General features: G+C 68.0%; 19 protein-coding genes. 5 read left to right on the forward strand and 14 right to left on the reverse strand.

What is annotated here, in order from left to right; translation table 11 throughout:
• Positions 1 to 38: 38 nt before the first annotated feature.
• From LHU95_RS19645 to LHU95_RS19660, 4 genes are all read right to left on the reverse strand, one after another.
• Positions 39 to 587, reverse strand: a complete 549-nt coding sequence (locus tag LHU95_RS19645; protein ID WP_248708644.1) for a lipid-binding SYLF domain-containing protein — start codon at positions 585 to 587, stop codon at positions 39 to 41.
• 440 nt (positions 588 to 1,027) lie between these two features.
• Positions 1,028 to 1,381 (reverse strand): hypothetical protein, encoded by a 354-nt coding sequence (locus tag LHU95_RS19650; RefSeq protein ID WP_248708645.1) that lies wholly within the window; start codon positions 1,379 to 1,381, stop codon positions 1,028 to 1,030.
• Positions 1,382 to 1,406: 25 nt separating this feature from the next.
• Positions 1,407 to 3,056, reverse strand: coding sequence for a pyruvate kinase (pyk, locus tag LHU95_RS19655; RefSeq protein ID WP_248708646.1), 1,650 nt, complete (start codon positions 3,054 to 3,056; stop codon positions 1,407 to 1,409).
• A 59-nt stretch (positions 3,057 to 3,115) separates the two neighbouring features.
• Entirely contained in the window at positions 3,116 to 4,417 is a 1,302-nt protein-coding gene (locus LHU95_RS19660; protein WP_248708647.1) for a glycerate kinase, read from the reverse strand.
• Positions 4,418 to 4,504: 87 nt separating this feature from the next.
• On the opposite strand from LHU95_RS19660, the gene LHU95_RS19665 reads away from it, so the two are divergent.
• Positions 4,505 to 5,578: a tartrate dehydrogenase gene (locus LHU95_RS19665; protein ID WP_248708648.1), complete on the forward strand. Its 1,074-nt coding sequence runs from the start codon at positions 4,505 to 4,507 to the stop codon at positions 5,576 to 5,578.
• Between the two features lie 134 nt (positions 5,579 to 5,712).
• Here LHU95_RS19665 and LHU95_RS19670 read toward each other — a convergent pair whose 3' ends face one another.
• The 6 genes from LHU95_RS19670 to LHU95_RS19695 form a co-directional block, all read right to left on the reverse strand.
• Positions 5,713 to 6,417 carry a lysophospholipid acyltransferase family protein gene (locus tag LHU95_RS19670; protein WP_248708649.1) on the reverse strand — a complete coding sequence of 235 codons (705 nt, stop codon included), beginning with the start codon at positions 6,415 to 6,417 and terminating at the stop codon, positions 5,713 to 5,715.
• Positions 6,417 to 8,291: a potassium transporter Kup gene (locus LHU95_RS19675; RefSeq protein WP_248708650.1), complete on the reverse strand. Its 1,875-nt coding sequence runs from the start codon at positions 8,289 to 8,291 to the stop codon at positions 6,417 to 6,419. Before LHU95_RS19675 ends, LHU95_RS19670 begins: the two co-directional genes overlap by 1 nt.
• A 108-nt stretch (positions 8,292 to 8,399) precedes the next feature.
• Positions 8,400 to 9,182: an amino acid ABC transporter ATP-binding protein gene (locus tag LHU95_RS19680; RefSeq protein WP_248708651.1), complete on the reverse strand. Its 783-nt coding sequence runs from the start codon at positions 9,180 to 9,182 to the stop codon at positions 8,400 to 8,402.
• Positions 9,183 to 9,278: 96 nt separating this feature from the next.
• Positions 9,279 to 10,421 (reverse strand): amino acid ABC transporter permease, encoded by a 1,143-nt coding sequence (locus tag LHU95_RS19685; protein ID WP_248708652.1) that lies wholly within the window; start codon positions 10,419 to 10,421, stop codon positions 9,279 to 9,281.
• A 6-nt stretch (positions 10,422 to 10,427) separates the two neighbouring features.
• Positions 10,428 to 11,627, reverse strand: a complete 1,200-nt coding sequence (locus tag LHU95_RS19690; RefSeq protein ID WP_248708653.1) for an amino acid ABC transporter permease — start codon at positions 11,625 to 11,627, stop codon at positions 10,428 to 10,430.
• Positions 11,628 to 11,856: 229 nt separating this feature from the next.
• On the reverse strand, positions 11,857 to 12,945 hold the full coding sequence (locus LHU95_RS19695) for an amino acid ABC transporter substrate-binding protein (protein ID WP_248708654.1): 1,089 nt from the start codon (positions 12,943 to 12,945) through the stop codon (positions 11,857 to 11,859).
• Between the two features lie 110 nt (positions 12,946 to 13,055).
• Here LHU95_RS19695 and LHU95_RS19700 point away from each other — a divergent pair, with 110 nt between their 5' ends.
• Positions 13,056 to 13,967, forward strand: a complete 912-nt coding sequence (locus tag LHU95_RS19700) for an ornithine cyclodeaminase family protein (RefSeq protein WP_248708655.1) — start codon at positions 13,056 to 13,058, stop codon at positions 13,965 to 13,967.
• Positions 13,968 to 14,018: 51 nt separating this feature from the next.
• Here LHU95_RS19700 and LHU95_RS19705 read toward each other — a convergent pair whose 3' ends face one another.
• Together LHU95_RS19705 and LHU95_RS19710 are read right to left on the reverse strand one after the other, a co-directional pair.
• Positions 14,019 to 15,062: a hypothetical protein gene (locus tag LHU95_RS19705; RefSeq protein ID WP_248708656.1), complete on the reverse strand. Its 1,044-nt coding sequence runs from the start codon at positions 15,060 to 15,062 to the stop codon at positions 14,019 to 14,021.
• 241 nt (positions 15,063 to 15,303) lie between these two features.
• Positions 15,304 to 16,461, reverse strand: coding sequence for an MFS transporter (locus LHU95_RS19710; protein ID WP_248708657.1), 1,158 nt, complete (start codon positions 16,459 to 16,461; stop codon positions 15,304 to 15,306).
• 201 nt (positions 16,462 to 16,662) lie between these two features.
• Between LHU95_RS19710 and LHU95_RS19715 the strand changes: the two genes are divergently transcribed.
• The 3 genes from LHU95_RS19715 to LHU95_RS19725 all read left to right on the forward strand — a co-directional run bounded on the left by LHU95_RS19715 (position 16,663) and on the right by LHU95_RS19725 (position 19,812).
• Positions 16,663 to 18,036, forward strand: a complete 1,374-nt coding sequence (locus tag LHU95_RS19715) for a DUF2252 domain-containing protein (RefSeq protein WP_248708658.1) — start codon at positions 16,663 to 16,665, stop codon at positions 18,034 to 18,036.
• A gap of 85 nt (positions 18,037 to 18,121) precedes the next feature.
• A complete protein-coding gene (locus LHU95_RS19720) occupies positions 18,122 to 18,973 on the forward strand; it encodes an AraC family transcriptional regulator (protein ID WP_248708659.1) in 852 nt (283 codons plus the stop codon).
• Positions 18,974 to 19,110: 137 nt separating this feature from the next.
• On the forward strand, positions 19,111 to 19,812 hold the full coding sequence (locus tag LHU95_RS19725; RefSeq protein WP_248708660.1) for a response regulator transcription factor: 702 nt from the start codon (positions 19,111 to 19,113) through the stop codon (positions 19,810 to 19,812).
• A gap of 15 nt (positions 19,813 to 19,827) precedes the next feature.
• Here the strand turns inward: LHU95_RS19725 and LHU95_RS19730 are convergent, their stop codons facing one another.
• Together LHU95_RS19730 and LHU95_RS19735 are read right to left on the reverse strand one after the other, a co-directional pair.
• Positions 19,828 to 20,244, reverse strand: a complete 417-nt coding sequence (locus LHU95_RS19730; RefSeq protein ID WP_248708661.1) for a hypothetical protein — start codon at positions 20,242 to 20,244, stop codon at positions 19,828 to 19,830.
• Positions 20,226 to 20,849, reverse strand: coding sequence for an HAD family hydrolase (locus tag LHU95_RS19735; RefSeq protein WP_248708662.1), 624 nt, complete (start codon positions 20,847 to 20,849; stop codon positions 20,226 to 20,228). Before LHU95_RS19735 ends, LHU95_RS19730 begins: the two co-directional genes overlap by 19 nt.
• Positions 20,850 to 20,879 lie beyond the last annotated feature (30 nt).

Here is a 20,879-nt window from a genome sequence, read left to right on the forward strand (position 1 = left end):
GATTCACGCCCCGACGAAGCCGTCAGGGCGATCGCGGTTCACTCCGGCCGGAAGCGCGTGATCTTCGTGCCATTCAAGGCCAGTGCCGCCATCAGGCCGCGCTGGCCGAAGGTGATGGCATAGACCGGCTCGCGCAGGGTCGTGGCCGTGACATTGGCCTGCACGCCCTGGTCCAGCGCAACCACGGAGGGGCCCGTGCCGATTTCCCAGCCATCGGCGGCCATCAGCGCGGTCAGTGCCGCATCCGTCATGAAGAACATGGCGATGCCCGAGGTCTGCGCCCCGGCCAGCAGGCCGAAGCTGGCGCCGGCGATGCGATAATGCCCCTGTGTCTCGCCGCCGCGCAGCAGCGCGCCCTCACCATACTGGCCGCCGACGATGAAGCCGCCGCTCAGAATACGCGGAAAGATCAGGATGGAATGCGCCGCGGCAAAGAGCGGACGCGCATTGTCCATCCCGCGCAGGGTTTCGACGGCGGAAGCGACCTCGGCGTCAATCTCGCGCCGCGTGGCGGCGGCTGCGGGCCGTGCCAGCAGCGGCAGCGCGGCGAGGATGGGCAGATGGGCGATGATCTGGCGGCGATTCATGGCGTGGCTCCTTGAGGGCATCAGCCGCCCGGACGACATCGTCCAGGCGGGACGGGATGCCCGCGACAACAAACAGCGGCGGGTCGGACCGCCAGCCCTGGCGAGCGGCACGATCCCCGGTGATGGCAGACGAACGCGGCACTGCGCCGCGGGTTGCCTGGGCGGCCCCATGGCGCGGCGCTGCGGCGAATGGTTGACCTCGCCGGATTGGCGGCCGGCGGCTGGCCTTCCCTGCGCATCACGCGCAAGCACGTCGCGGCTGGCCGATGGATGCCTGGGCGCCCGCTTGGGGGGCAGCAGGATCAGCGCAGCAAGGTCATCGCTGGGGCGGGCGGTGCGAGAGACTGGTCCCTTCGCAAGGGCTCCCTGGACAGGCTCTTGGCCATCCGTGTTCTGGAGGGTTCATCCGTTCCAACCAGCCCGTCCGTACGGGTGGTGTTTTACCGCGGCGTCGCGGTCTCCTGGCCGGCGGCGAAGGCGCCGATGGTGGTCCATTGGCCGACCAGCTGGCCATTGGGCCGCAATTCATAAACCCCCATGCTCGGCGTATTGCCGAGGCTGAAGGCGGTGGCGAAGCTCAGCCCGCTCACCATGCCCACACCTTCGATCACGTCGGGGCCGATGGTCCATTGCAGCCGGAAGCTGAGCAGGCCGATCTGATCCAGCTGCAAAACGCCGATATAGGGCGTGCCATCCGGATTGGTGCCGGTGATGTCATATGTGCCGCTGCGCTGCGCGGCGGCGGGCATGGCCATGCACAGGATCAGGCCGAGGCCCAGAACAACACGCTTCATCCGGCACTTCTCCATCACTTGGCGCTCACTTCACCGTGGCCACCCGCAGCGCATTGGTGGTGCCGGGCGTGCCAAAGGGCACGCCCGCCGTCACCACCACCTCTTCGCCCAGCTTGGCGAAGCCCTCCTGCTGGGCCGCCCGGCTGGCGCGCGCCACCATTTCCGTCATGGAGTTGATATCCTGAACCACCAGCGGATGCACCCCCCAGACCACGGCCAATCGCCGCGCCGCTTGCAGGGCGGGCGTCAGCCCCAGGATCGGGCAATCCGGCCGCTCCCGGGCCACGCGCAAGGTGGTGGAGGCGGTGCTGGTGAAGGTGGCGATGACCTGGGCATGCACCGTGCGCGCGACCTGGGCCGCGGCCGCCGCGATGGCGCCGGCACTGGTCGCCTCGGGCGGGGGGCGGCTCGCGTCGGTCTGGGCGCGCCAGCCGGGATCCTGCTCCACCCGGCCGACGATCCGGTCCATGATGTTCACGGCTTCCAGCGGATATTGCCCGGCCGCCGTCTCGGCCGAGAGCATCACCGCATCGGCCCCCTCGAACACGGCGTTGCTGACGTCACTCGCCTCGGCGCGCGTGGGTGAGGGTGCGGTGATCATGCTTTCCAGCATCTGCGTCGCCACCACCACGGGCTTGCCGAGCTGGCGGGCGGCGCGGACGATGCGCTTCTGCACCAGCGGCACCTCCTCCGTCGGCATTTCCACGCCGAGATCGCCGCGCGCCACCATCACGCAGTCGCACAACTCCAGGATGGCATCGAGGTTCTCGACCGCCTGGGGCTTTTCCATCTTCACCATGATCCAGGCGCGGCCGGCGGCGATGGCCTTGGCCTCGGCCACATCCTCGGCGCGCTGCACGAAGCTCAGGCCGATATATTCGACGCCCAGCGGCAGCACGAAATCGAGGTCGGCGCGGTCCTTCTCGGTCAGGGCCGGGATGGGCAGGGCCACGTCCGGCACGTTCACGCCCTTGCGGTCGGAGAGCGGGCCGCCCACCACCACCTCGGTTTCCAGATGGTCATTCTCCACCTGGCGGACCACGCGCAGCTTCAGCTTGCCGTCATCCAGCAGCAGCGAGGTGCCGATGCGCGCCGCGTTGATGATCTCGGGGTGGGGAAGCTGGACGCGCTTCACATCGCCCGGCGTGGGGTTGAGGTCGAGGCGGAAGCGGGCCCCGGTGGTGAGCTGGACGCGCCCGGCGGCGAATTTGCCGACACGCAGCTTGGGCCCCTGCACATCGGCCAGGATGCCGATGGGGCGGCCGGTTTTGCGCTCCACCTCGCGGATCATCAGGATGCGTTCGGCGTGGTCCTCGTGGCTGCCATGGCTGAAATTGAGCCGGAACACGTCTGCACCCTGGCGGAACAGCTTCTCGATCATCTCCACCGTGGCGCTGGCCGGGCCCAGCGTGGCGATGATCTTGGTGCGGCGGTGCCGGCGCAGCGGAATGCGGGAGGCCATGCGGGAAAGTCCTTGTGAGGCGGCCGGCGGGGCGCCCGAGGGGGCGCCCAGGCGTTCCGGCGCCAGGTTGAACAGGCGCGCGACATCGGCCACGCGGTCCGGCGGGACGCGCTTCCATTGGCTGACAGCGGCGGTGGAGATGTTGAGGGCCGTGGCAATGCGGGTGACGGCGCCACGCCGGGCGAGGATGTCTTCGAGGGCTGGGTCGCGCATGGGCTTAGCTTACACAAGGTAAGCCGCGACGCGAGTAAAGCTTTGGTAGCTTACTTTGGCTAAGTGATCAGGATCGCCCGCACATCATTCACATTGGTCAGCGTCGGGCCGGTGGTGACCAGGCCACCGCTGGCCGCGAAGACCTCCAGGCTGCGATGGGCACCCAGCAGCGCATAGGGGTCGAGGCCACTGGCGCGTGCCGCCGCCAGCGTCCCGGGGCCGGCGATGGCGCCGGCCGCCTCGGATTTCCCGTCAATTCCGTCCGTATCGGCGCAGAGCGCCCAGATGCCCGGCGCGCCATTCAGCGTCAGCGCCAGGGAGAGCAGGCATTCCGTGTTCCGCCCGCCGGCCCCAGCCGTGCCCTTGGCCATGGTCACCGTCGTCTCGCCGCCCGAAAGCAGCACGCAGGGCGATGGGATGGGCAGGCCATGGGCGGCCACGCTGCGCGCCATGCCCCCCAGCACCGTGCCGACATGCCGCGCCTCGCCCTCCAGCGCATCGCCCAGGATGAGCGGCGTGAGGCCCATCCCGCGCGCGGCCTCGGCCATGGCGTGCAGCGCCATCATGGGGGTGGCGATCATGCGCAGTTCGGCATGAGCCAGGCGCGGATCGCCCGGCTTGGGGGATTCCTGCGCCCCCGCCGCCAGATGCGCGGCGACGGCGGGGGGCAAGGTCATGCCGTAGCGCGCGACGATGGCGCGCGCCTCGGCGAAGCTGGTCGGGTCGCCCACCGTGGGGCCGGAGGCGATCACCTCGGGGTCATCGCCCGGCACGTCGGAAATCGCCAGCGTGACCACGCGGGCCGGATGGGCGGCGACGGCGAGGCGCCCGCCGGAAAAGGCCGAGAGATGCTTGCGGATGCAGTTCATCTCGCCGATCACCGCCCCCGAGTCGAGCAGCGCCTGGTTGGTGGCGATCAAATCCTCCAGCGACAGCCCCGGCGCCGGCAAGGTGGAGAGCGAGGACCCCCCGCCCGAGATCAGCGCCAGCACCAGATCATCCGCGGTCAGCCCTTGCAGCAGGCCCAGCATGTCGGCCGCGGCCGAAGCGCCCCCGGCATCGGGCGTGGGGTGCTTGCCGAAGCGCAGCGCGATGCGGGTGAGTGGCAGGCCCGCGCCATGCGGAGCGATGACGAGGCCGGTCAGTTCCACATGCGCCCAGGCAGCCTCCACCGCCTGCGCCATCTTCGCCGCGGCCTTGCCGACCCCCACGACGATGACGCGCCCCCCGCCTTCGGCCTTCGGCGCGGGTGGTTCGGGCAGATGCGCGGCCAGCACGGCCAGCGGATCAGCGGCGCGCACGGCGGCGGCATAAAGGGCGCGCAGCGCGGCATCGGCGCTTGCATCATTCCACGGCTTCATGCGCGCATCATGGAAGGCCAGGGCGGCTGGCGCAAATCCGCCCAAACATGCGAAAGGCAGCGCGCAGGAATTCCAAGGAGAGACGCCATGCGCAGCCACAGGATCGCCGCCATCCCCGGGGATGGCATTGGCCAGGAAGTCATCCCCGCCGGCCTCGAAGTGCTGCGGGCACTGGCCGAGCGCGCCGGCGATTTCACGCTGGAGGTGCAGGAATTCCCCTGGGGCAGCGATTTCTATCGCGCCACCGGCCGCATGATGCCGGAAGATGGCCTCGCCACGCTGGAAGGCTTCGACGCCATCTATTTCGGCGCGGTGGGCGATCCGCATCTGCCGGATTCCCTCACCCTCTGGGGGCTGCGGCTGGCCATCTGCCAGGGCTTCGACCAATACGCGAATATCCGGCCCACGCGCGTGCTGCCCGGCCTGGAATCGCCGCTGCGCGGCCTGGCCCCCGGCGCGCTGGACTGGGTGATCGTGCGCGAGAACAGCGAGGGCGAATATGCCGGCCATGGCGGCCGCGCCCATCGCGGTCACGCCATCGAGATCGCCACCGAGACTTCCATCTTCACCCGCGTCGGCGTGGAACGCATCATGCGCACCGCCTTCGCCATCGCCGCCTCACGCCCGCGCAAGCTGCTGACCGTGGTCACCAAATCCAACGCGCAGCGCCACGGCATGGTCTTCTGGGATGAGGTGGCGGCCGATGTCGCGCGCGATTTCCCGGAGGTGACCATGGAGAAGGAGCTGGTGGACGCCATGGCGGCGCGCATGGTGCGCAAGCCTGGCAGCATCGACACGGTGGTGGCCACCAACCTGCATGCCGATATTCTGAGCGACCTGGCCGGCGCTCTCGCCGGCTCGCTCGGGGTGGCGCCCACGGCCAATCTGGATCCCTCGCGGCAGAAGCCCTCGATGTTCGAGCCGATCCATGGCTCGGCCTTCGACATCACGGGCAAGGGTGTGGCCAACCCCATCGCAACCTTCTGGACCGCCTGCATGATGCTGGAGCATCTGGGCGAAAAGCCCGCCGCGGCCCGGCTCATGCGCGCCATCGAGATGGCGACGGCCAAGGGCGTGCTGACGCCCGATCTCGGCGGCACGGCGATGACCAGCGAAGTGACGGCGGCGGTGGTCGAGGCCATTCGCGCGGCGAATGATTAGCGGGTGGCGAGAATGGCCAGGAAGCTTCCTGGCTCTTCAGCGGCAAAAATCCACTGACGAAGGTGCAGGAAACGGGTTTCCTGCCGGGGGGCTCGCCCCTCGATCCCATCGCGCGGATTGCCGCATGCGAGGCGTCAATCCAGCTTGCGCTGCTCCGCCTCGATCACAGCTTCCAGCCGCCCCAGCAATTCATCGCGCGGAACATCCAGCAGTGGCGGCAGGATGCTGATGACCAGAACGCCCGGCCGCTTGATGAAGTGATGCCGCGCCCAGAAGCGCCCTGAATTGGTGGCGACCGGAATCACCGGCAGCTTCACGGCCGAGGCGAGCGCCACGATGCCCGGATGCCATTCATTCAATTCGCCCGCGGTGGTGCGCGTGCCTTCCGGAAAAATCACGATCTGGCGGCCTTCGCGGGCCGAGGTCTGTGCCTCCCGCATCATCTGGCGCATCGCCTTGGCGCCGCCATCCCGGTCCACGCCGATCATGCCGGCGCGGCGCGCGAAGGCGCCATAGACGGGAATGCGGAACAGCTCCTGCTTCATGACATAGGCGACGTCCGGCACCAGGGTGAACCAGACCATCGTGTCGAAGGCCGATTGATGCTTGCTGGCGATCAGCGCGGGGCCCGTGGCAGGCAGGTGCTCGCGCCCGGTCACCCGCACTTCGATCCCGCAGGTTTTCTCCATGATCCAGACCAGCAGCCGGGCCAGTTGGCGCATGGCTTGGCGCTGCAGCCGCTTGGGGCCGAGCAGCAGCGGCGTGCCCAGCACCGCCAGGGTGCCGGCCACGCCAAAGAACAGGATGTTGAAGAGCAGCGAGCGAAGGATCAGCAGCATCAGATCGCCACGCGCACACCCAGCTCCACCACGCGGTCGGACGGGATCTTGAAGAACTCGGTCGCGGGGACGGAATTGCGGCTGAGCAGGGTGAACAGCCATTGCTGCCAGCGCGCCATCTTGGGCACGGCGGCGGCGACGATGGTCTCCCGCCCCAGGAAATAGCTGGTCTGCATCGGCTCGAAGCCGATCAGCCCCTGCTGGGCCAGGCGTTCCAGCTCGCGCGGGATATTGGGGCTTTCCTGGAAGCCGTAGCGCAGGATGACGCGATGGATTTCGCCGCCCAGATCCGTCACCTCGGCCCGGCGCTCGGGACCCACGCTCGGGATGTCGTCATTCAGGACGGTGACGAAGAGCACCCGCTCATGCAGCACCTTGTTGTGCTTGAGGTTGTGCAGCAGGGCGCCGGGCAGGTAGTCGGCCTGGCCGGTCATGAAGACGGCCATGCCGGGCACCCGCGTGGTGCGCGATTGGGGCAGCCGCGCCAGGAAGGATTTCAGCGGCAGACTGTCCTGCCGGAAGCGCGCAAAGAGCAGCTCCCGCCCGCGATACCAGGTGAACATCAGCAGGAAGGCCGCGAGGCCGATGATGACCGGGACATAGCCGCCCTCGGGGATCTTCAGCGCGGAAGCCACGAAATAGGAGAAATCGAGCAGCAGCAGCGGCACGAAGACCACCGCCACCAGCACCGGATTCCAGCCGAATTGCCGGCGGAAGACCAGCAGCGCGAGCACCGTGGTGCACAGGAAGGTGCCGGTGACGGCCAGGCCATAGGCGGCGGCCAGGCTGTCGCTGTTCTTGAATTCCAGCACCAGGATCAGCACGCCGATGAGCAGGATGAAATTCACCTGGGGCATGTAGATCTGCCCCTCCTCGGTCGCACTCGTATGGCGCACATCGAGGCGCGGCGCGAAGCCCAGCTGCACGCATTGCCGGGCGATGGAATAGGCGCCCGAGATCATCGCCTGGGAGGCGATGATGGTGGCCGCCGTCGCCAGCACCACCAGGAAGGGGCGGAACCATTCGGGGGCCAGCAGGTAGAAGGGATTCTCGATGGCGCTCGCATCGCGCAGCAGCAGCGCGCCCTGGCCAAAATAATTCAGCGCCAGCGCCGGCAGCACGAAGGCGATCCAGGCGACCTGGATGGGCCGGCGGCCGAAATGGCCCATATCGGCATAGAGCGCTTCCGCACCCGTCACGGCCAGCACCACGGCCCCCATCGCGATGAAGGCGGCCAGGTGGTAGTGGGCGGCGAATTGCACGGCGTAGATCGGGTTGAGGGCGGCAAAGACGGCCGGGTTGTGCAACGCCTCGATCAACCCGAGCAGCCCGAGCACGCCGAACCAGAGCGCGCAGACCGGCCCGAACAGCGCCCCGATGCTGCCCGTGCCGCGATATTGCACGAGGAACAGCGCGATCAGCACGACCAGCGTGACCGGCAGCACGAGATGCTCGAAGACCGGGTTGATGACCTTCAGCCCCTCCACCGCCGAGAGCACGGAAATGGCCGGTGTGATCATGCCGTCGCCGAAGAACAGCGCGGCCCCGGTGATGCCGATGATCGCGATGATCAGCCGCCCCCGCTGGGTCTGGGCGGAGCGCTGGGCGAGGGCCATGAGCGCCATGATCCCGCCCTCGCCACGGTTATCCGCGCGCAGGATGATCAGGATGTATTTCAGCGTGACCGTCAGCATCAGCGCCCAGAAGATGAGCGAGAGAATGCCGAGGATTTCCCACTCCTCGATGCCGCCCTCATCGAAATGCAGCAAGGCGGCGCGGAGCGCATAGAGCGGTGAGGTCCCGATATCGCCATAGACGATGCCGAGGACTCCGAGCAGCGAGGCGGCGGTGAGCTTGTTGCTGGGCGCGGTCACGCGGAAGGCCTCATGAAGTGGGGGCGCGGAGCCTTAGTCCCGCGCCCTCTCCATATCAAACATCGGCGCCACATGGCAGCCTTGCGCCCCGATACCCCCCTGGGCCGGTCAGTGCCCGCGCAGGATCTGGCTGAGGAAGGTCTGCAACCGCTCGGTCTGCGGGTTGCTGAACAGCGATTGCGGCTCGCCCGATTCCACGATCTCGCCGCGATCCATGAAGATCACGCGGTCGGCCACGGTGCGGGCGAAGCCCATTTCGTGGGTCACGCAGATCATCGTCATGCCCGTCTCGGCCAGCATGACCATGGTGTCGAGCACCTCCTTGATCATTTCGGGGTCGAGTGCCGAGGTCGGCTCATCGAAGAGCATGATCTTGGGCTTCATGCAAAGCGCCCGGGCGATGGCCACGCGCTGCTGCTGCCCGCCCGAAAGCTGGCCCGGATACTTGCTCGCCTGCTCGGGGATACGCACCCGGGTCAGGTATTCCATCGCCAGTTCCTCGGCCTCCTTCTTGGGCATCTTGCGGACCCAGATCGGCGCCAGGGTGCAGTTTTCCAGGATGGTGAGGTGCGGGAACAGGTTGAAGGACTGGAACACCATGCCGACCTCGCGGCGGATCGCGTCGAGGCTGCGCAGGTCATTGGAGAGTTCGATCCCGTCCACGATGATCTGCCCCTCCTGGTGTTCCTCCAGGCGGTTGATGCAGCGGATCAGGGTGGATTTGCCCGAGCCCGAGGGGCCGCAGACCACCACACGCTCGCCCAGGGCCACATCCAGGTTCACGTCGCGCAGCACATGCAGCGCGCCGAACCACTTGTTGACGGCCTTGAGGGAGATGGCGGGCGGCGCGTCGGCGCGGACCGAGGAGGCGAGGGTTTCAGCAGCCGACATGAAGGTCCGGTCTCCCAGGATGTGCGAAAGGGGTGGGTTGAGCGAGGGCCTTGTGGGGGGCGTTCCGGTCTTGCCGCCGGTGGGCGTTGGAAACACTCATCGCCTGCGGCCCTTGTTCAGTTCCGTTTCGAGGCCGGCACTATACTTGGACATCGCGAAGCAGAAGACGAAGTAGATAAGCCCGAGCGTGATGTAAACCTCGACGCCGAAGCCCTGCCAGGCGGGTTCGATGATCGCCGTCTTGCCGGCCGTCAGCAGGTCGAAGATGCCGATGATCAGCACCAGCGAGGTGTCCTTGAAGAAGCCGATGAAGGTATTCACCAAGGGCGGGATCACCAGGCGCAGCGCCTGCGGCAGGATGATGAAGCCGGTCTTTTTCCAGTAGCTCAGCCCCAGCGCATCGGCCGCCTCATATTGACCCTTGGGCAGGGCCTGGAGCCCCGCGCGCACCACCTCGGCCAGATAGGCCCCGGCGAACAGGATGATGGCGACCTGGGCGCGCAGCAGCTTGTCGATGTTCATCCCCTCCGGGAGGAACAGCGGGAACATCACGCTCGCCATGAAGAGCAGCGAGATCAGCGGCACGCCGCGGATCAGCTCGACATACAGCACGCAGAGCGCCTTGATCGCCGGCAGGCTGGACCGCCGGCCGAGTGCGACCAGGATCGCGACCGGGAAGGCGAAGGCGAGCCCGAAGGTGGCGAGGATCAGCGTGATGGGCAAACCACCCCAGCGCTCCTGCGGCACGAAGGTCATGCCCAGCACGCCGCCCCACATCAGCACGCCGATGGCGGTCAGCACGGCGGCCCAGATCAGCGCCAATTCCCAGCGCCAGAAGCGCCGCATGGCCGAGACGATGTAGAGGCCGACGAACAGGAAGCAGACCAGCAGCGGCCGCCAATGCTCGTCATAGGGATAGGTGCCGAAGAGGATGAAGCGGTGCTTCTCATGGATCACGGCCCAGCAGGCGCCCACGCCCTTGGCCTCGCGGCAGGCCTCGGTGTTGGCGACGCCCTGCGGGCTGACCGGGACGGTCCAGATCGCGTTGATGAAGGCCCAGTCAATGAAGCTGATGCCGGTGCGGATGATCAGGTAGCCCAGCGCCAGGGTGATCGCGGTGGACCACCAATTGGCAAAGAGGTTGGTCCGCATCCAGGCCATCGGGCCGACCAGGCTGACCGGCGCGCCGCGCGTGTCGGAGGAGGAATGCAGGGTGGTGCCCACGGTGACGTCGCTCATGGCTGCTTACCTCTCCACCAGCGCGATTTTGGTATTGTACCAGTTCATGAACAGCGAAATGCTCAGGCTGATCGTCAGATAGACCAGCATGATGATGGCAATCCCCTCGATCGCCTGGCCGGTCTGGTTCAGCGTGGTATTCGCAATGCTGACAATGTCCTGGTAGCCGATGGCCACCGCCAGCGAGGAATTCTTGGTGATGTTCAGGAATTGGCTCGTCATGGGCGGGATGATCACGCGCATGGCCTGGGGCAGCACGATCAGCCCCATCACGCGCCCGCGCGGCAGGCCCAGCGCCTCGGCCGCTTCCCATTGGCCCTGGCTGACCGCCTGGATGCCGGCACGCACGATCTCGGCGATGAAGCCGGCCGTGTAGAGTGTCAGGCCCAGCAGGAGGGCGAAGAATTCGGGGCTGACGTCGATGCCGCCGCGGAAGTTGAAGCCGCGCAGTGCCGGCACATCGGGGGTGAAGGGCGCCCCCATGGCGGCCCAGACCGCCAGGGGTGCCCCGATGATGAAGGCCAGCGCCGCCGGCCAGATGGCGCGGATCTGCCCATCCTGGAACTGCCTGGCCCGCGCCGAGCGGCGATAGAGGAGGGTGGCCACCACGCCGGCGACCATGGCCAGCAGCGCCCAGCTATGGGCACTCTCCCAGACGAAGAAGGGCACTTTCAGCCCGCGATTCGAGAGAAACACGCCCTCGACCGGGTTGAAGGCCTGGCGCGGCCCGGGCAGGCCCTGGAGCAGCGCGTACCAGAACAGCAATTGCAGCAGCAGCGGAAGATCGCGCACGATCTCGACATAGGCGGCGGCGAATTTGTTGAGCATCCAGTTCTTCGACAGCCGCGCCACACCCAGCAGCGTGCCCAGGATGGTCGCCAGCACGATGCCGATGATGGCGACCTTCAGCGTGTTCAGCACCCCCACCTGGAGGGCGCGGAAATACGACATGGAGGGGTCGTATTCGATCAGGCTCTCGCCGATCGGCAGGCCGGCCTCGCGCCAGAGGAAATCCCACCCCGTCGCGATCCGCCGCACTTCCAGATTGTAGCGCGTGTTGGACCACAGCCAGTAGATCACCGCGACGACGGCACCGACCACGACCACCTGGTAGATGATGTTGCGGAAACGCTCATCCGCCCAGGAGAGCCGGAGCGGCCTGGGGGGCGCCTTGCGCAGCAGGCGGGGATCGGTGACGCCGGACATGTATGGCCTACCCTTGGTTCCTGGCCCGGTGCGGTGTTCCGCCTGGTCGGGCCCGGGCTGCCCTGCGCGGGCCGCCCGGTGATATTGAAGCCGTTATGCTCTGGCAGAGTGTGTCAGATCATGGGCTCTCTGAAACACAAATGAATCGCCACCCTGCCGGGGTGGAAGGGCATCCTGCCCACCCCCTGGGCAATCTGCCCCGGGGATGGGTCGGATTCACGCCAGTCGTTCAGCGGAAGGGCGGCGCGTATTGCAGGCCCCCGGGAGTGGTCCAGAGCGCGTTGCGGCCCCGCTGCAGGCCGATCGGCGTCAGGTTGCGCTCGAACATCTCGCCGTAGTTGCCGATGCCGCGGATGATGTTGAGCATCCAGGCATTGTCCACGCCGAGCATGCGGCCAAGCTCGCTGGTCTTGCCCAGGATGCGCTGCACATCGGGGCGCGGGTCGCTCGCCAGCATTTGCTGCGCGTTGGCCGCGGTGATGCCGAATTCCTCGGCGCTGATCAGGCCGAAATGGATCCAGCGCACCAGGTCCGTGAAGCGCTGGTCGCCATGGCGCACCAGCGGGCCGAGCGGCTCCTTGCTGATCACGTCGGGCAGGATGACGTGGTCATTGGGGGTCTGCTGGGCGGCGCGAATGGCAGCGAGGCCGGACACGTCGGTCGTGTAGGCATCACAGCGGCCGGCATTATAGGCGGCGATATTGTCTTCCAGCCGCTCGATCACGACCGGGCGGATCTGGATGCGCGCGCCGCGCGCCCAGTCGGCCAGGTTCTGCTCGGTCGTGGTGCCGGGCTGCACGCAGATGGTGGCGCCATCGAGCTGGCGGGCGTTCTGGACGTTCAGACTGCGCTTCACCATGAAGCCCTGGCCGTCATAGAAGTTGATGGCCGCGAAATCGAAGCCGAGCGAGGTGTCACGGCTGAGCGTGAAGGTGGTGTTGCGGCTCAGGATATCCACTTCGCCGGATTGCAGCGCGGTGAAGCGCACCTGGGCGGTGGTGGGCACGAAGCGCACCTTGGTCGGGTCATTGAACAGCGCGATGGCGATGGCGCGGCAATAATCCACATCAAAGCCGCGCCAATTGCCCTGGCTGTCGGGCAGGGCGAAGCCGGCAAGGCCGGTGCCGACACCGCAGACCAGCGTGCCGCGGGCGCGGATGGCGTCCAGCGTGCTGGCGGCGACGGGTGCCGCCGCGGGTGCGGGTGCAGCGGCAGGGGCCTGCGCCTGGGCCGGCAGCGCCGCGGCGAACAGGGTGGTCGCCAGGCCGATGGCGCAAGCGCCCATGGTCCTGGTCAGGTTGCGCCGGATCGGCATCATCAGAAAACTCCCAGACGTGTTGGCGATGCCCGGAGGGGCCGCTCGTTGACCGGCGGATGCTGCGCTAGGAAGCGTCCGGGATCAATCGCGCATTCGAGGGGAGCCATGCGGTGCTGCAACTTGACAAGGCCGAAATTGCGGCCCGCCTGCCGTGGCCGGAGCTGATCGACGCGCTGCGGGCGATCTTCGTCTCGGGCTGCGCGGCGCCTTTGCGCCACGCCCACCCGCTGCCGGAATCGGGCACGCTGCTGCTGATGCCGGCCGCCAATGCCACCCATTCGGGGGTGAAGATCGTTCATGTCTCGCCCGGCAATGGCGCGCGGGGGCTGCCGGCCGTGCACGCGGCCTATCTGCTGTCCGATGCCGTCACCGGCCAGCCCGTCGCGCTGCTCGATGGGGGGGAGCTGACCGATCGGCGCACCGCCGCGACATCGGTGCTGGCCGCCCGCTTCCTGGCCCGGCCGGAATCGGCGCGGCTGCTGCTGCTGGGCTCCGGCCGCGTCGCGGCTGCCCTGGCCGAGGCCTATGCGGCGAGCTTCCCGCTGACCGAGATCGGCATCTGGTCACGCAATGCGTCCAATGCGGCGGCTCTGGCCGCGCGGCTGGTCGCGCATGGCCTCCCCGCCCGCGCCGTGGCCCGGCCCGAGCCGGCGGGCTTCGACATCATCTCCGCCGCCACGCTCTCGGCCGCGCCGCTGGTCCTGGGGGCCGATCTCTCGCCAGGCACGCATCTGGACCTGGTGGGCGCCTATCGCGCGGATCTGCGCGAGGTGGATGGCCCGGCCCTGGCGCGGGCGCTGGTCGTGGTGGATACCCGCGCCGGTGCCCTCGCTGAGGCGGGGGATGTGGTTCAGGCCATCGCCGAGGGGCACATCACCGCGGCCGATGTGGCGGCCGAACTGGCCGATTTGTGCCGCGGCCGGCATCCTGGCCGCACCGCGCCCGGGCAGATCACCCTGTTCAAATCGGTCGGCTGGGCGGGCGAGGATCTGGCGGCGGCCATTCTTGCCACGCGGGGCTGAAGCCCCTGGGGGCCACGCGGGGCTGAAGCCCCTGGGGGAGGCTGACGGCGCTCAGGGCAGGAAGGAAAACACCAGGAAGGTGACGAACACCGCCAGGTGCATGGTGCCTTCCAGCACGGTGGTCCGCCCGCTGCCCAGCGTCACGGCCAGCAGCAGGAAGGTCAGGCCCAGCAGCACCGTCATCGAGGAATCGAGCCCCAGATGCAGCGGCTCGCCCAGATACAGCGCGACACCCGCCACCGCCGGGATGGTCAGCCCGACACAGGCCACGATGGATCCGAGCGAGAGGTTCAGCGCGGTCTGGAGGTTGTTCCTGGACGCCGCCTTCACCGCCGTGATCCCCTCGGGCAGCAGGACGATGGCGGCGATGACGATGCCCACCACCGCCATCGGCGCGCCCATGGCGGCCACCCCCGCTTCCAGCACCGGCGAGAGCTTCTTGGCCAGCAGGATCACCACCAGCAGCGCCACCAGCAGCAGCACGAAGGCCACCCAGGCCGCCGCGCGGGACGGCGGCTCGCCATGCAGCCCATGATCCACCATGAAATCCGCCTTGTGCCGGACCAGCTGCACGTAGAGAAACAACGCATAGAGTGCCAAGGCAATGATCGAGACGAAGATCAGCTGCGGTGAGCTGAAGACCGGCCCGGGCGTCGTGATCGTGTGGCTCGGCAGCACAAGTGTCAGCACCGCCAGCGGCATCAGCACCACGAGCAGCGCATTGGCGGCGATGGGCCGGAAGCTCTGCGCGAAATGCCGCACGCCCCCCAGCACCAGGCAAAGGCCGAGAATCCCGTTCAGCGCGATCATGAGGGCGGCGAAGATGCTATCCCGCGCCACGGTCGGGCTCTCGCCGCCCAGCATGATGGAGACGATCATCCCCGCCTCCAGCACGGTGACGGAGAGGGCGAGGATCAGCGTGCCAAAGGGCTCGCCCAGCCGCTGCGCGACCGTCTCGGCGTGATGGACGGCGGCGAAGACCGCGCCGAGCAGCCCCGCGGCAACCAGCAGGGAGGGCGCCGAAGCGCCCCAGACCAGCAACAGCGCCAGCCCCAGCAGCGGGATGGCCCAGCTCCAGAGGGGCAGCTTGCCCATCGCCTGTTTCATCGCCCTCGGCCCCCACGAATCATGCCCGCCATCATGCCCAAATCGGGAGCGAGGGCGAATCGGGAGGGGCGTTTCGCACGAAGCAAGAACGCCCTGGTGGTGCGAATCGGAGGCGAACTACCAGGGGTGGTGGTTGGCGTGCGAATCGGCGGTGGTCCCGATTCGTTCGCGCGACTCGGAACATCAGTTTGATTTCATGGGTATTTTCGAACGCGAATCGGAAGCGTGATCATGCTTCGTTCTTTTTGCGCCCCATGATGACGCCCAACAGCACCAGGCCGCCCGAGGCCACCAGCATGGCCGCCGGAAAACCCACCGCGTCACGGGCCCAGCCCATCACCAGCGGCCCCGCCGCCTGGCCCAGGAAGAAGTGAAAGGCATGCATCGCCACGGCCGAGGCGCGGGATTGCGGCGCCACCTCCGTCACCCGGGTCTGCAGCGAGTTGTGCAGCATGAAGAAGCCGAGGCCGAGCAGCCCACCCGCCAGGATGAACCAGATGGAATGCGGCGCCAGCGCCATGCCGGCCAGACCCGCGGCTGAAAGCCCGCCGCCCAGCCGCATCATCCGCCGCGACCCGAGGCGCGCCACCAGAAGCGGGGCAAGTGCCGCGTAGAGCAGCCCGCCCGCGCCGAAGGCCGCGACCGTCAGCCCTGCCTCCCGCGTGCCGCCCAGCCCGGCCTCGGCCAGATGGTTCGCGAAATAGGGGAAGCCGCCGAACACCAGCAGCCCCTCGATGCCGACCGCCCAGAACAGCGTCAGCGCCGGGCGATGGGTCAGCAGATAGCGATAACGCGCGATGGCCTGGCCGAAATCCAGCCGGCCGACCGGTTCGGCCGTGCGGTCCCGCAGCACCGTCACCATGGCGAGCAAGGTGAGCCCGCCGCAGAGCAGCAGCACGCCGCGCCAGCCGATCAGCGGCTCCAGCAGCCCGGCCACGGCGCCGCCCACCATCTGCCCGGCAATGGCGCAGGCCAGGAAGCGGCTGATCGCCACCTGGCGCTCGGCCAGCGGCACGCGGTCCCCGAACAGGGCGAGGGTGGTTGGGAAGATGCCGCCCCCCGCGGCCCCCGTCAGCACCCGCAGCAACATCAGCAGCAAGAGGCTGGGGGCAAGCGCCGAGGCCATGAGAAAGACCGCCTGAAAGGCCAGGGAAAAGGCGATGATGCGCCGCTTGCCCAACGCATCCGCCACCGGCCCCAGCACCGGCTGCACCAGCGCGTAGGGCAGCGCAAAACAGCTGGCGAGCAGCGCCACCCGCGCCGGATCGGCCACGAAATCCAGCGCGATCACCGCGACAAGCGGGTCCGTCAGCCGGGTGGCGAAGGCCGAGGCGAAGCCCGCCAGGGCGAAGGTCATCACCAGCGCATTGTGGGGTGAGCGTGCCATGTTCGCTCACTCCGGCGAGACGGGCCGGGAACCGGCAGGTTGGGAATACACGATAAGTTGACGCTGCCATCGGTTGCGTCAAGGCGGGCGGGCCCTCGCCTCCCCTCTCCCACCGGGCAAGCCGGCCCGGTTTGATGCGGATCATGGTGCGGCGGCGGCGCGCATGCTGACATAACCCAACAGCGCAAGGGAACCCCACGCATGGACAAGCACCACCTGCCGGAGAGAGCGACCCCCGAGCAGCGCATCGCCGCCGGAAAGGCCCTGCGCGACAAGCTGCCCCGCCCAGCCCATGCCCCCTGGAAGCTGCAAGCCAAGCGCGGCGACGCCATCGCCATCCTGCAGGCCGCCGACAAGACGCGGCTGCCCGAGCTGGTGCCCATCCGCTACGGGCGCATGCTGCAGACGCCCTTCACCTTCTATCGCGGCTCGGCCGCCATCATGGCGAAGGATCTGTCCAGCACCCCCAGCACGGGCATCCATGTCCAGGCCTGCGGCGACGCGCATCTGATGAATTTCGGTGGCTTCGCGACGCCCGAGCGGCGCCTGGTCTTTGACATCAATGACCTGGACGAAACCCTCCCCGCCCCCTGGGAATGGGATGTGAAGCGGCTGGTCGCTTCTTTCGTGCTCGCCGCGCGCTCCAATGATCTCTCCGACGATGTGGGGCGTGACGCCGCCATGGCCTGCGCCAAATCCTACCGCAAGCGCATGCGCGACTATGCCGGGATGGATGTGCTCGACACCTGGTATGCGCGGATTGACGCGAATGATGTGCTGGACATGCTGCCGCCCGAACGGCGGGACTTCGTGCGCAAGCGCATCGGCAAGGCGACGGAGGGCACCAGTTCCGAATTGATCTTCCCCAAACTCGTGGACGAAAGTGGCGGCCGGGCCCGCATCCGGGACGAGCCGCCCCTGCTGTTTCACTGGACGGGGGAGGGCAGCGATCGCCACATGGAGGTGATCACCGAAGCCCTCGGCCGCTACCGCGAATCGCTGGCCGAGGACCGGCGCGTGCTGTTCGACCGCTACGAATTGGCGGATGGCGCGATGAAGGTGGTGGGCATCGGCAGTGTCGGCACCTTCTGCATGGTGCTGCTCTTCACCTCGCTTGCGGGCGATCCGCTGTTCCTTCAGGTCAAGCAGGCCAATGCCTCCGTGCTGGAGCCCTATGCGGGGGCCAGCGCCTACAAGCATCACGGCCAGCGCGTGGTGATGGGCCAGCGGCTGATGCAGCCAGCCTCCGACATCTTCCTGGGCTGGGTCACCGGACGCCACGGCCGGGATTTCTATGTGCGCCAGTTGCGCGACGTGAAGCTGAGCCCGCTGGTCGAGACCTTCGATGCCGAGATGCTGGAACTCTACGGCGAGCTGTGTGGCTGGGCGCTGGCCCGCGCCCATGCCAAGGCGGGCGATCCATGGAGCATCAGCGGCTACCTCGGCAACAGCGCCAAGTTCGATGACGCGATGGGGGACTTCGCCCTCGCCTATGCCGACCAGGCCGAGCGCGACCACGCCGCGCTGAAGGCCGCGGTGCGGGCCGGAAAAATCGCCGTCGAGATGGAGCGGTAGAGGGCCGCCCCAACTTCGGAGCCTCCCGACTTCGCCGATTGAACTTCGCAAGACGGATCAAGCGGGCCTGCGGCATAAGCCCCGCATGCCGATCAAGACCGGCACCCTCACCCATCACTCTGCCCGCATCGCCCGCGCCATGGCGCATCTGGCAGCGCATCCCGACCGCACGCCGAGCCTGGAGGAGCTGGCCGATATCGCCGCCTTCTCGCCCTGGCATTTCCATCGCGCCTATCGCTCCCTCACCGGGGAGACGCCGGCCGAGACGCTGGCGCGCATCCGCCTCTCCCGCGCGGCCGCCGCCCTGATCAAGAGCGAAGCGCCGCTCACGCGGATCGCCGCCCAGGCGGGCTATGGCTCCGTCGCCGCCTTCACCCGAGCCTTCCGCGAGGCGCTGGGCATCTCGCCCGGCGCCTATCGCACGCGTACGGCGATCGGCGCCGCCATCCCCGAGGAGGAGAGCATGCAGGAGATCATCATCGTCCAAACCCCCGCCATGCATCTGGCGGCACTGCCGCATCGGGGCTCCTTCGACGCCATGGGCCCGGTCTTCGACCAGTTGAGCGCCTGGGCCGGCGCGCGCGGGCTGATCACGGCCGAGACGCGCTTCATCGGCATCTACCCCGATGACCCGCACAGCGTGCCGGAGGCCGAGCTGCGCTCCCAGGCGGCGCTGACCGTGCCGCCGGGCACGCCGCTGGCGCCGGGGATGGAGGTGGTGGAACTGCCCGCCCTGCGCTGCGCCCGGCTGCGCTACCAGGGCCCCTATGTGGAGCTGGAAGCCATCTATGACCGGCTCTATGGCGAGTGGCTGCCGCAATCGGGCGAGGAGCCGGGCCTTTACCCGGTCTTCGAGGAATACCTGAATGACTGCCGCAGCCTGCCGCCGTCCGAATGGCTGACGGATATCCTGCTGCCCCTCCGGCCTCGGGCATGAGCGGCGCGTGAGACGCGGCCTCCGGCCGCCAGCGGAGATGTCCTCCGGGCGGCGGGAACCTTCCCCCGAAGGCTTTTTCGGGGGCGGCCTGTTTTGTGCCACCATCGGCGCCTATAAGCGTCCTCAAGGAGGCCCAAATGCCGCAAACCATCGCCCTCGTGGATGACGATCGCAACATCCTCACCTCGCTCTCCATGACGCTGGAGCAGGAGGGCTACACCGTCCGTACCTATACCGATGGCGAAAGCGCGCTGCAGGGCCTGATGGCCAAGCCGGCCGATCTCGCCGTGCTGGACATCAAGATGCCGCGCATGGACGGGATGGAGCTGCTGCAAAGGCTGCGCGCGCGCTCGGCCATGCCGGTGATCTTCCTCACCTCCAAGGATGAGGAGGTGGATGAGCTGATGGGCCTGCGCCTCGGCGCCGATGACTACATCACCAAGCCCTTCAGCCAGCGCCTGGTACTGGAGCGCATCCGCGCCCTGCTGCGCCGGAACGAGGCGATGAAGGCGGAAAGCAATGGCGTGGTGGCCGGCGGGCTGCTGGTGCGCGGCGACCTGACGCTGGATGAGACGAAGCACACCTGCACCTGGAAGGGAAAGCAGGTGCAGCTGACGGTCACCGAATTCCTGCTGGTGAAGACGCTGGCGCTGCGCCCCGGCCTCGTGAAGAACCGCGACCAGCTGATTGATGCCGCCTATGGCGAGAACATCTACGTGGATGACCGGACGATCGATTCCCACGTGAAGCGCGTGCGCAAGAAGTTCCGCGCGCAGGATGATGAATTCGCGCAGATCGAAACGCTCTATGGCATCGGCTATCGCTACAAGGAGCAGTGAGGCCGGCGCCCCGGCTCAGCGGATCGTCACGCGCAGCGTGTAGTCCGTCCCGCCACGGATGGCGCCGATCACGAAGAGATAGGTGCCATCGGCGGGCAGCGTGACGCGGAGCTTGTTCGCATCCGGCGGCGTCAGCATCTGGTTGCTCACATCCACGCCGCCGAACTGGTCCCGCCGCACCCGCCAGCCGGGCGGATAGAGCTGGAACACGGCGTTGCGGCCGCTGCCGCTGATATTCGCCTCCAGCACCTGGCCGGCGCGGGCGGTCACGGTCAGGCAGTCAGGCATGCCGGGCGGCACGGCGCCCCTCGCCTCGCCGCCCGAGCTGCCCGGGGCGAAGCGTAGCGCTTGCGGCGGGTTGCAGCCTTCGGCCAGGGCCGGCAGTGGCCCGGCGAGGATGATGGCCAGCAGGATCAGCGCTGGGCGAAGCATGCGCGCAACTCCAGCAGGGACTCGATACGGCGGACATCGCGGGCCTCGGCGTCATGCACCTCGCCCCAGATGCCGCGCGGGATGAAGACCGGGTGCAGCCCGGCCGCCCGCGCCGGCGCCACGTCATTATCCAGCCGGTCCCCCACATAGGCGATCCGCGCGGGCTCCGTCCCCGTGGCCTTCAGCACCCTGGCGAAGAAATCCGGATCAGGCTTGGAGACGCCCCATTGATGGGAGGTCGCGATGAAATCCGCCCCCAATTCCAGCGCGCCCAGCGCCTCGGCCACGCCATGGGGCTGGTTGCCCGCGACACCAATCTTCAGCCCCGCCTCGCGCAGCGCCGCGAAGCTTGCGCGCACATCGGGGTAGAGATCTGCCTCGCCTGGGATTTCCAGCCCGTTGAGCCGCGCGCGATGCGCCTTGATGTCGAGTTCGGGGGCGATCTCGCGAATCGTGCCGCCGATGCCCTTGCCGGCGGCGATGCCGGCCTTGAGTGCGAGGGTGAAATCCTGCTCGGCCATGGCCAGCACCCCGGCCCAGCCGCGGATCAGCCGGGCTTCATCCACCAGCACGCCGCCGACATCGAAGACCACCCAGCGGATCACGGCGCGGACCCTGCCGCATGGTGGCGCCGG

Origin of the sequence: Sediminicoccus sp. KRV36 (assembly GCF_023243115.1) — a bacterium.
In the GTDB taxonomy this organism is placed as follows: Bacteria; Pseudomonadota; Alphaproteobacteria; order Acetobacterales; family Acetobacteraceae; genus Roseococcus.

Excerpts from the sequence above, each read along its gene's own strand:
- LHU95_RS19645 (WP_248708644.1), bottom strand. The coding sequence starts at position 587 with ATGAATCGCCGCCAGATCATCGCCCATCTGCCCATCCTCGCCGCGCTG.
- pyk (WP_248708646.1), bottom strand. The coding sequence starts at position 3,056 with ATGCGCGACCCAGCCCTCGAAGACATCCTCGCCCGGCGTGGCGCCGTC.
- LHU95_RS19730 (WP_248708661.1), bottom strand. The coding sequence starts at position 20,244 with ATGCTTCGCCCAGCGCTGATCCTGCTGGCCATCATCCTCGCCGGGCCA.
- LHU95_RS19720 (WP_248708659.1), top strand. The coding sequence starts at position 18,122 with ATGCCGATCAAGACCGGCACCCTCACCCATCACTCTGCCCGCATCGCC.
- LHU95_RS19685 (WP_248708652.1), bottom strand. The coding sequence starts at position 10,421 with ATGAGCGACGTCACCGTGGGCACCACCCTGCATTCCTCCTCCGACACG.
- LHU95_RS19690 (WP_248708653.1), bottom strand. The coding sequence starts at position 11,627 with ATGTCCGGCGTCACCGATCCCCGCCTGCTGCGCAAGGCGCCCCCCAGG.
- LHU95_RS19695 (WP_248708654.1), bottom strand. The coding sequence starts at position 12,945 with ATGATGCCGATCCGGCGCAACCTGACCAGGACCATGGGCGCTTGCGCC.
- LHU95_RS19705 (WP_248708656.1), bottom strand. The coding sequence starts at position 15,062 with ATGGGCAAGCTGCCCCTCTGGAGCTGGGCCATCCCGCTGCTGGGGCTG.
- LHU95_RS19710 (WP_248708657.1), bottom strand. The coding sequence starts at position 16,461 with ATGGCACGCTCACCCCACAATGCGCTGGTGATGACCTTCGCCCTGGCG.
- LHU95_RS19725 (WP_248708660.1), top strand. The coding sequence starts at position 19,111 with ATGCCGCAAACCATCGCCCTCGTGGATGACGATCGCAACATCCTCACC.
- LHU95_RS19665 (WP_248708648.1), top strand. The coding sequence starts at position 4,505 with ATGCGCAGCCACAGGATCGCCGCCATCCCCGGGGATGGCATTGGCCAG.
- LHU95_RS19670 (WP_248708649.1), bottom strand. The coding sequence starts at position 6,417 with ATGCTGCTGATCCTTCGCTCGCTGCTCTTCAACATCCTGTTCTTTGGC.
- LHU95_RS19715 (WP_248708658.1), top strand. The coding sequence starts at position 16,663 with ATGGACAAGCACCACCTGCCGGAGAGAGCGACCCCCGAGCAGCGCATC.
- LHU95_RS19680 (WP_248708651.1), bottom strand. The coding sequence starts at position 9,182 with ATGTCGGCTGCTGAAACCCTCGCCTCCTCGGTCCGCGCCGACGCGCCG.
- LHU95_RS19660 (WP_248708647.1), bottom strand. The coding sequence starts at position 4,417 with ATGAAGCCGTGGAATGATGCAAGCGCCGATGCCGCGCTGCGCGCCCTT.
- LHU95_RS19650 (WP_248708645.1), bottom strand. The coding sequence starts at position 1,381 with ATGAAGCGTGTTGTTCTGGGCCTCGGCCTGATCCTGTGCATGGCCATG.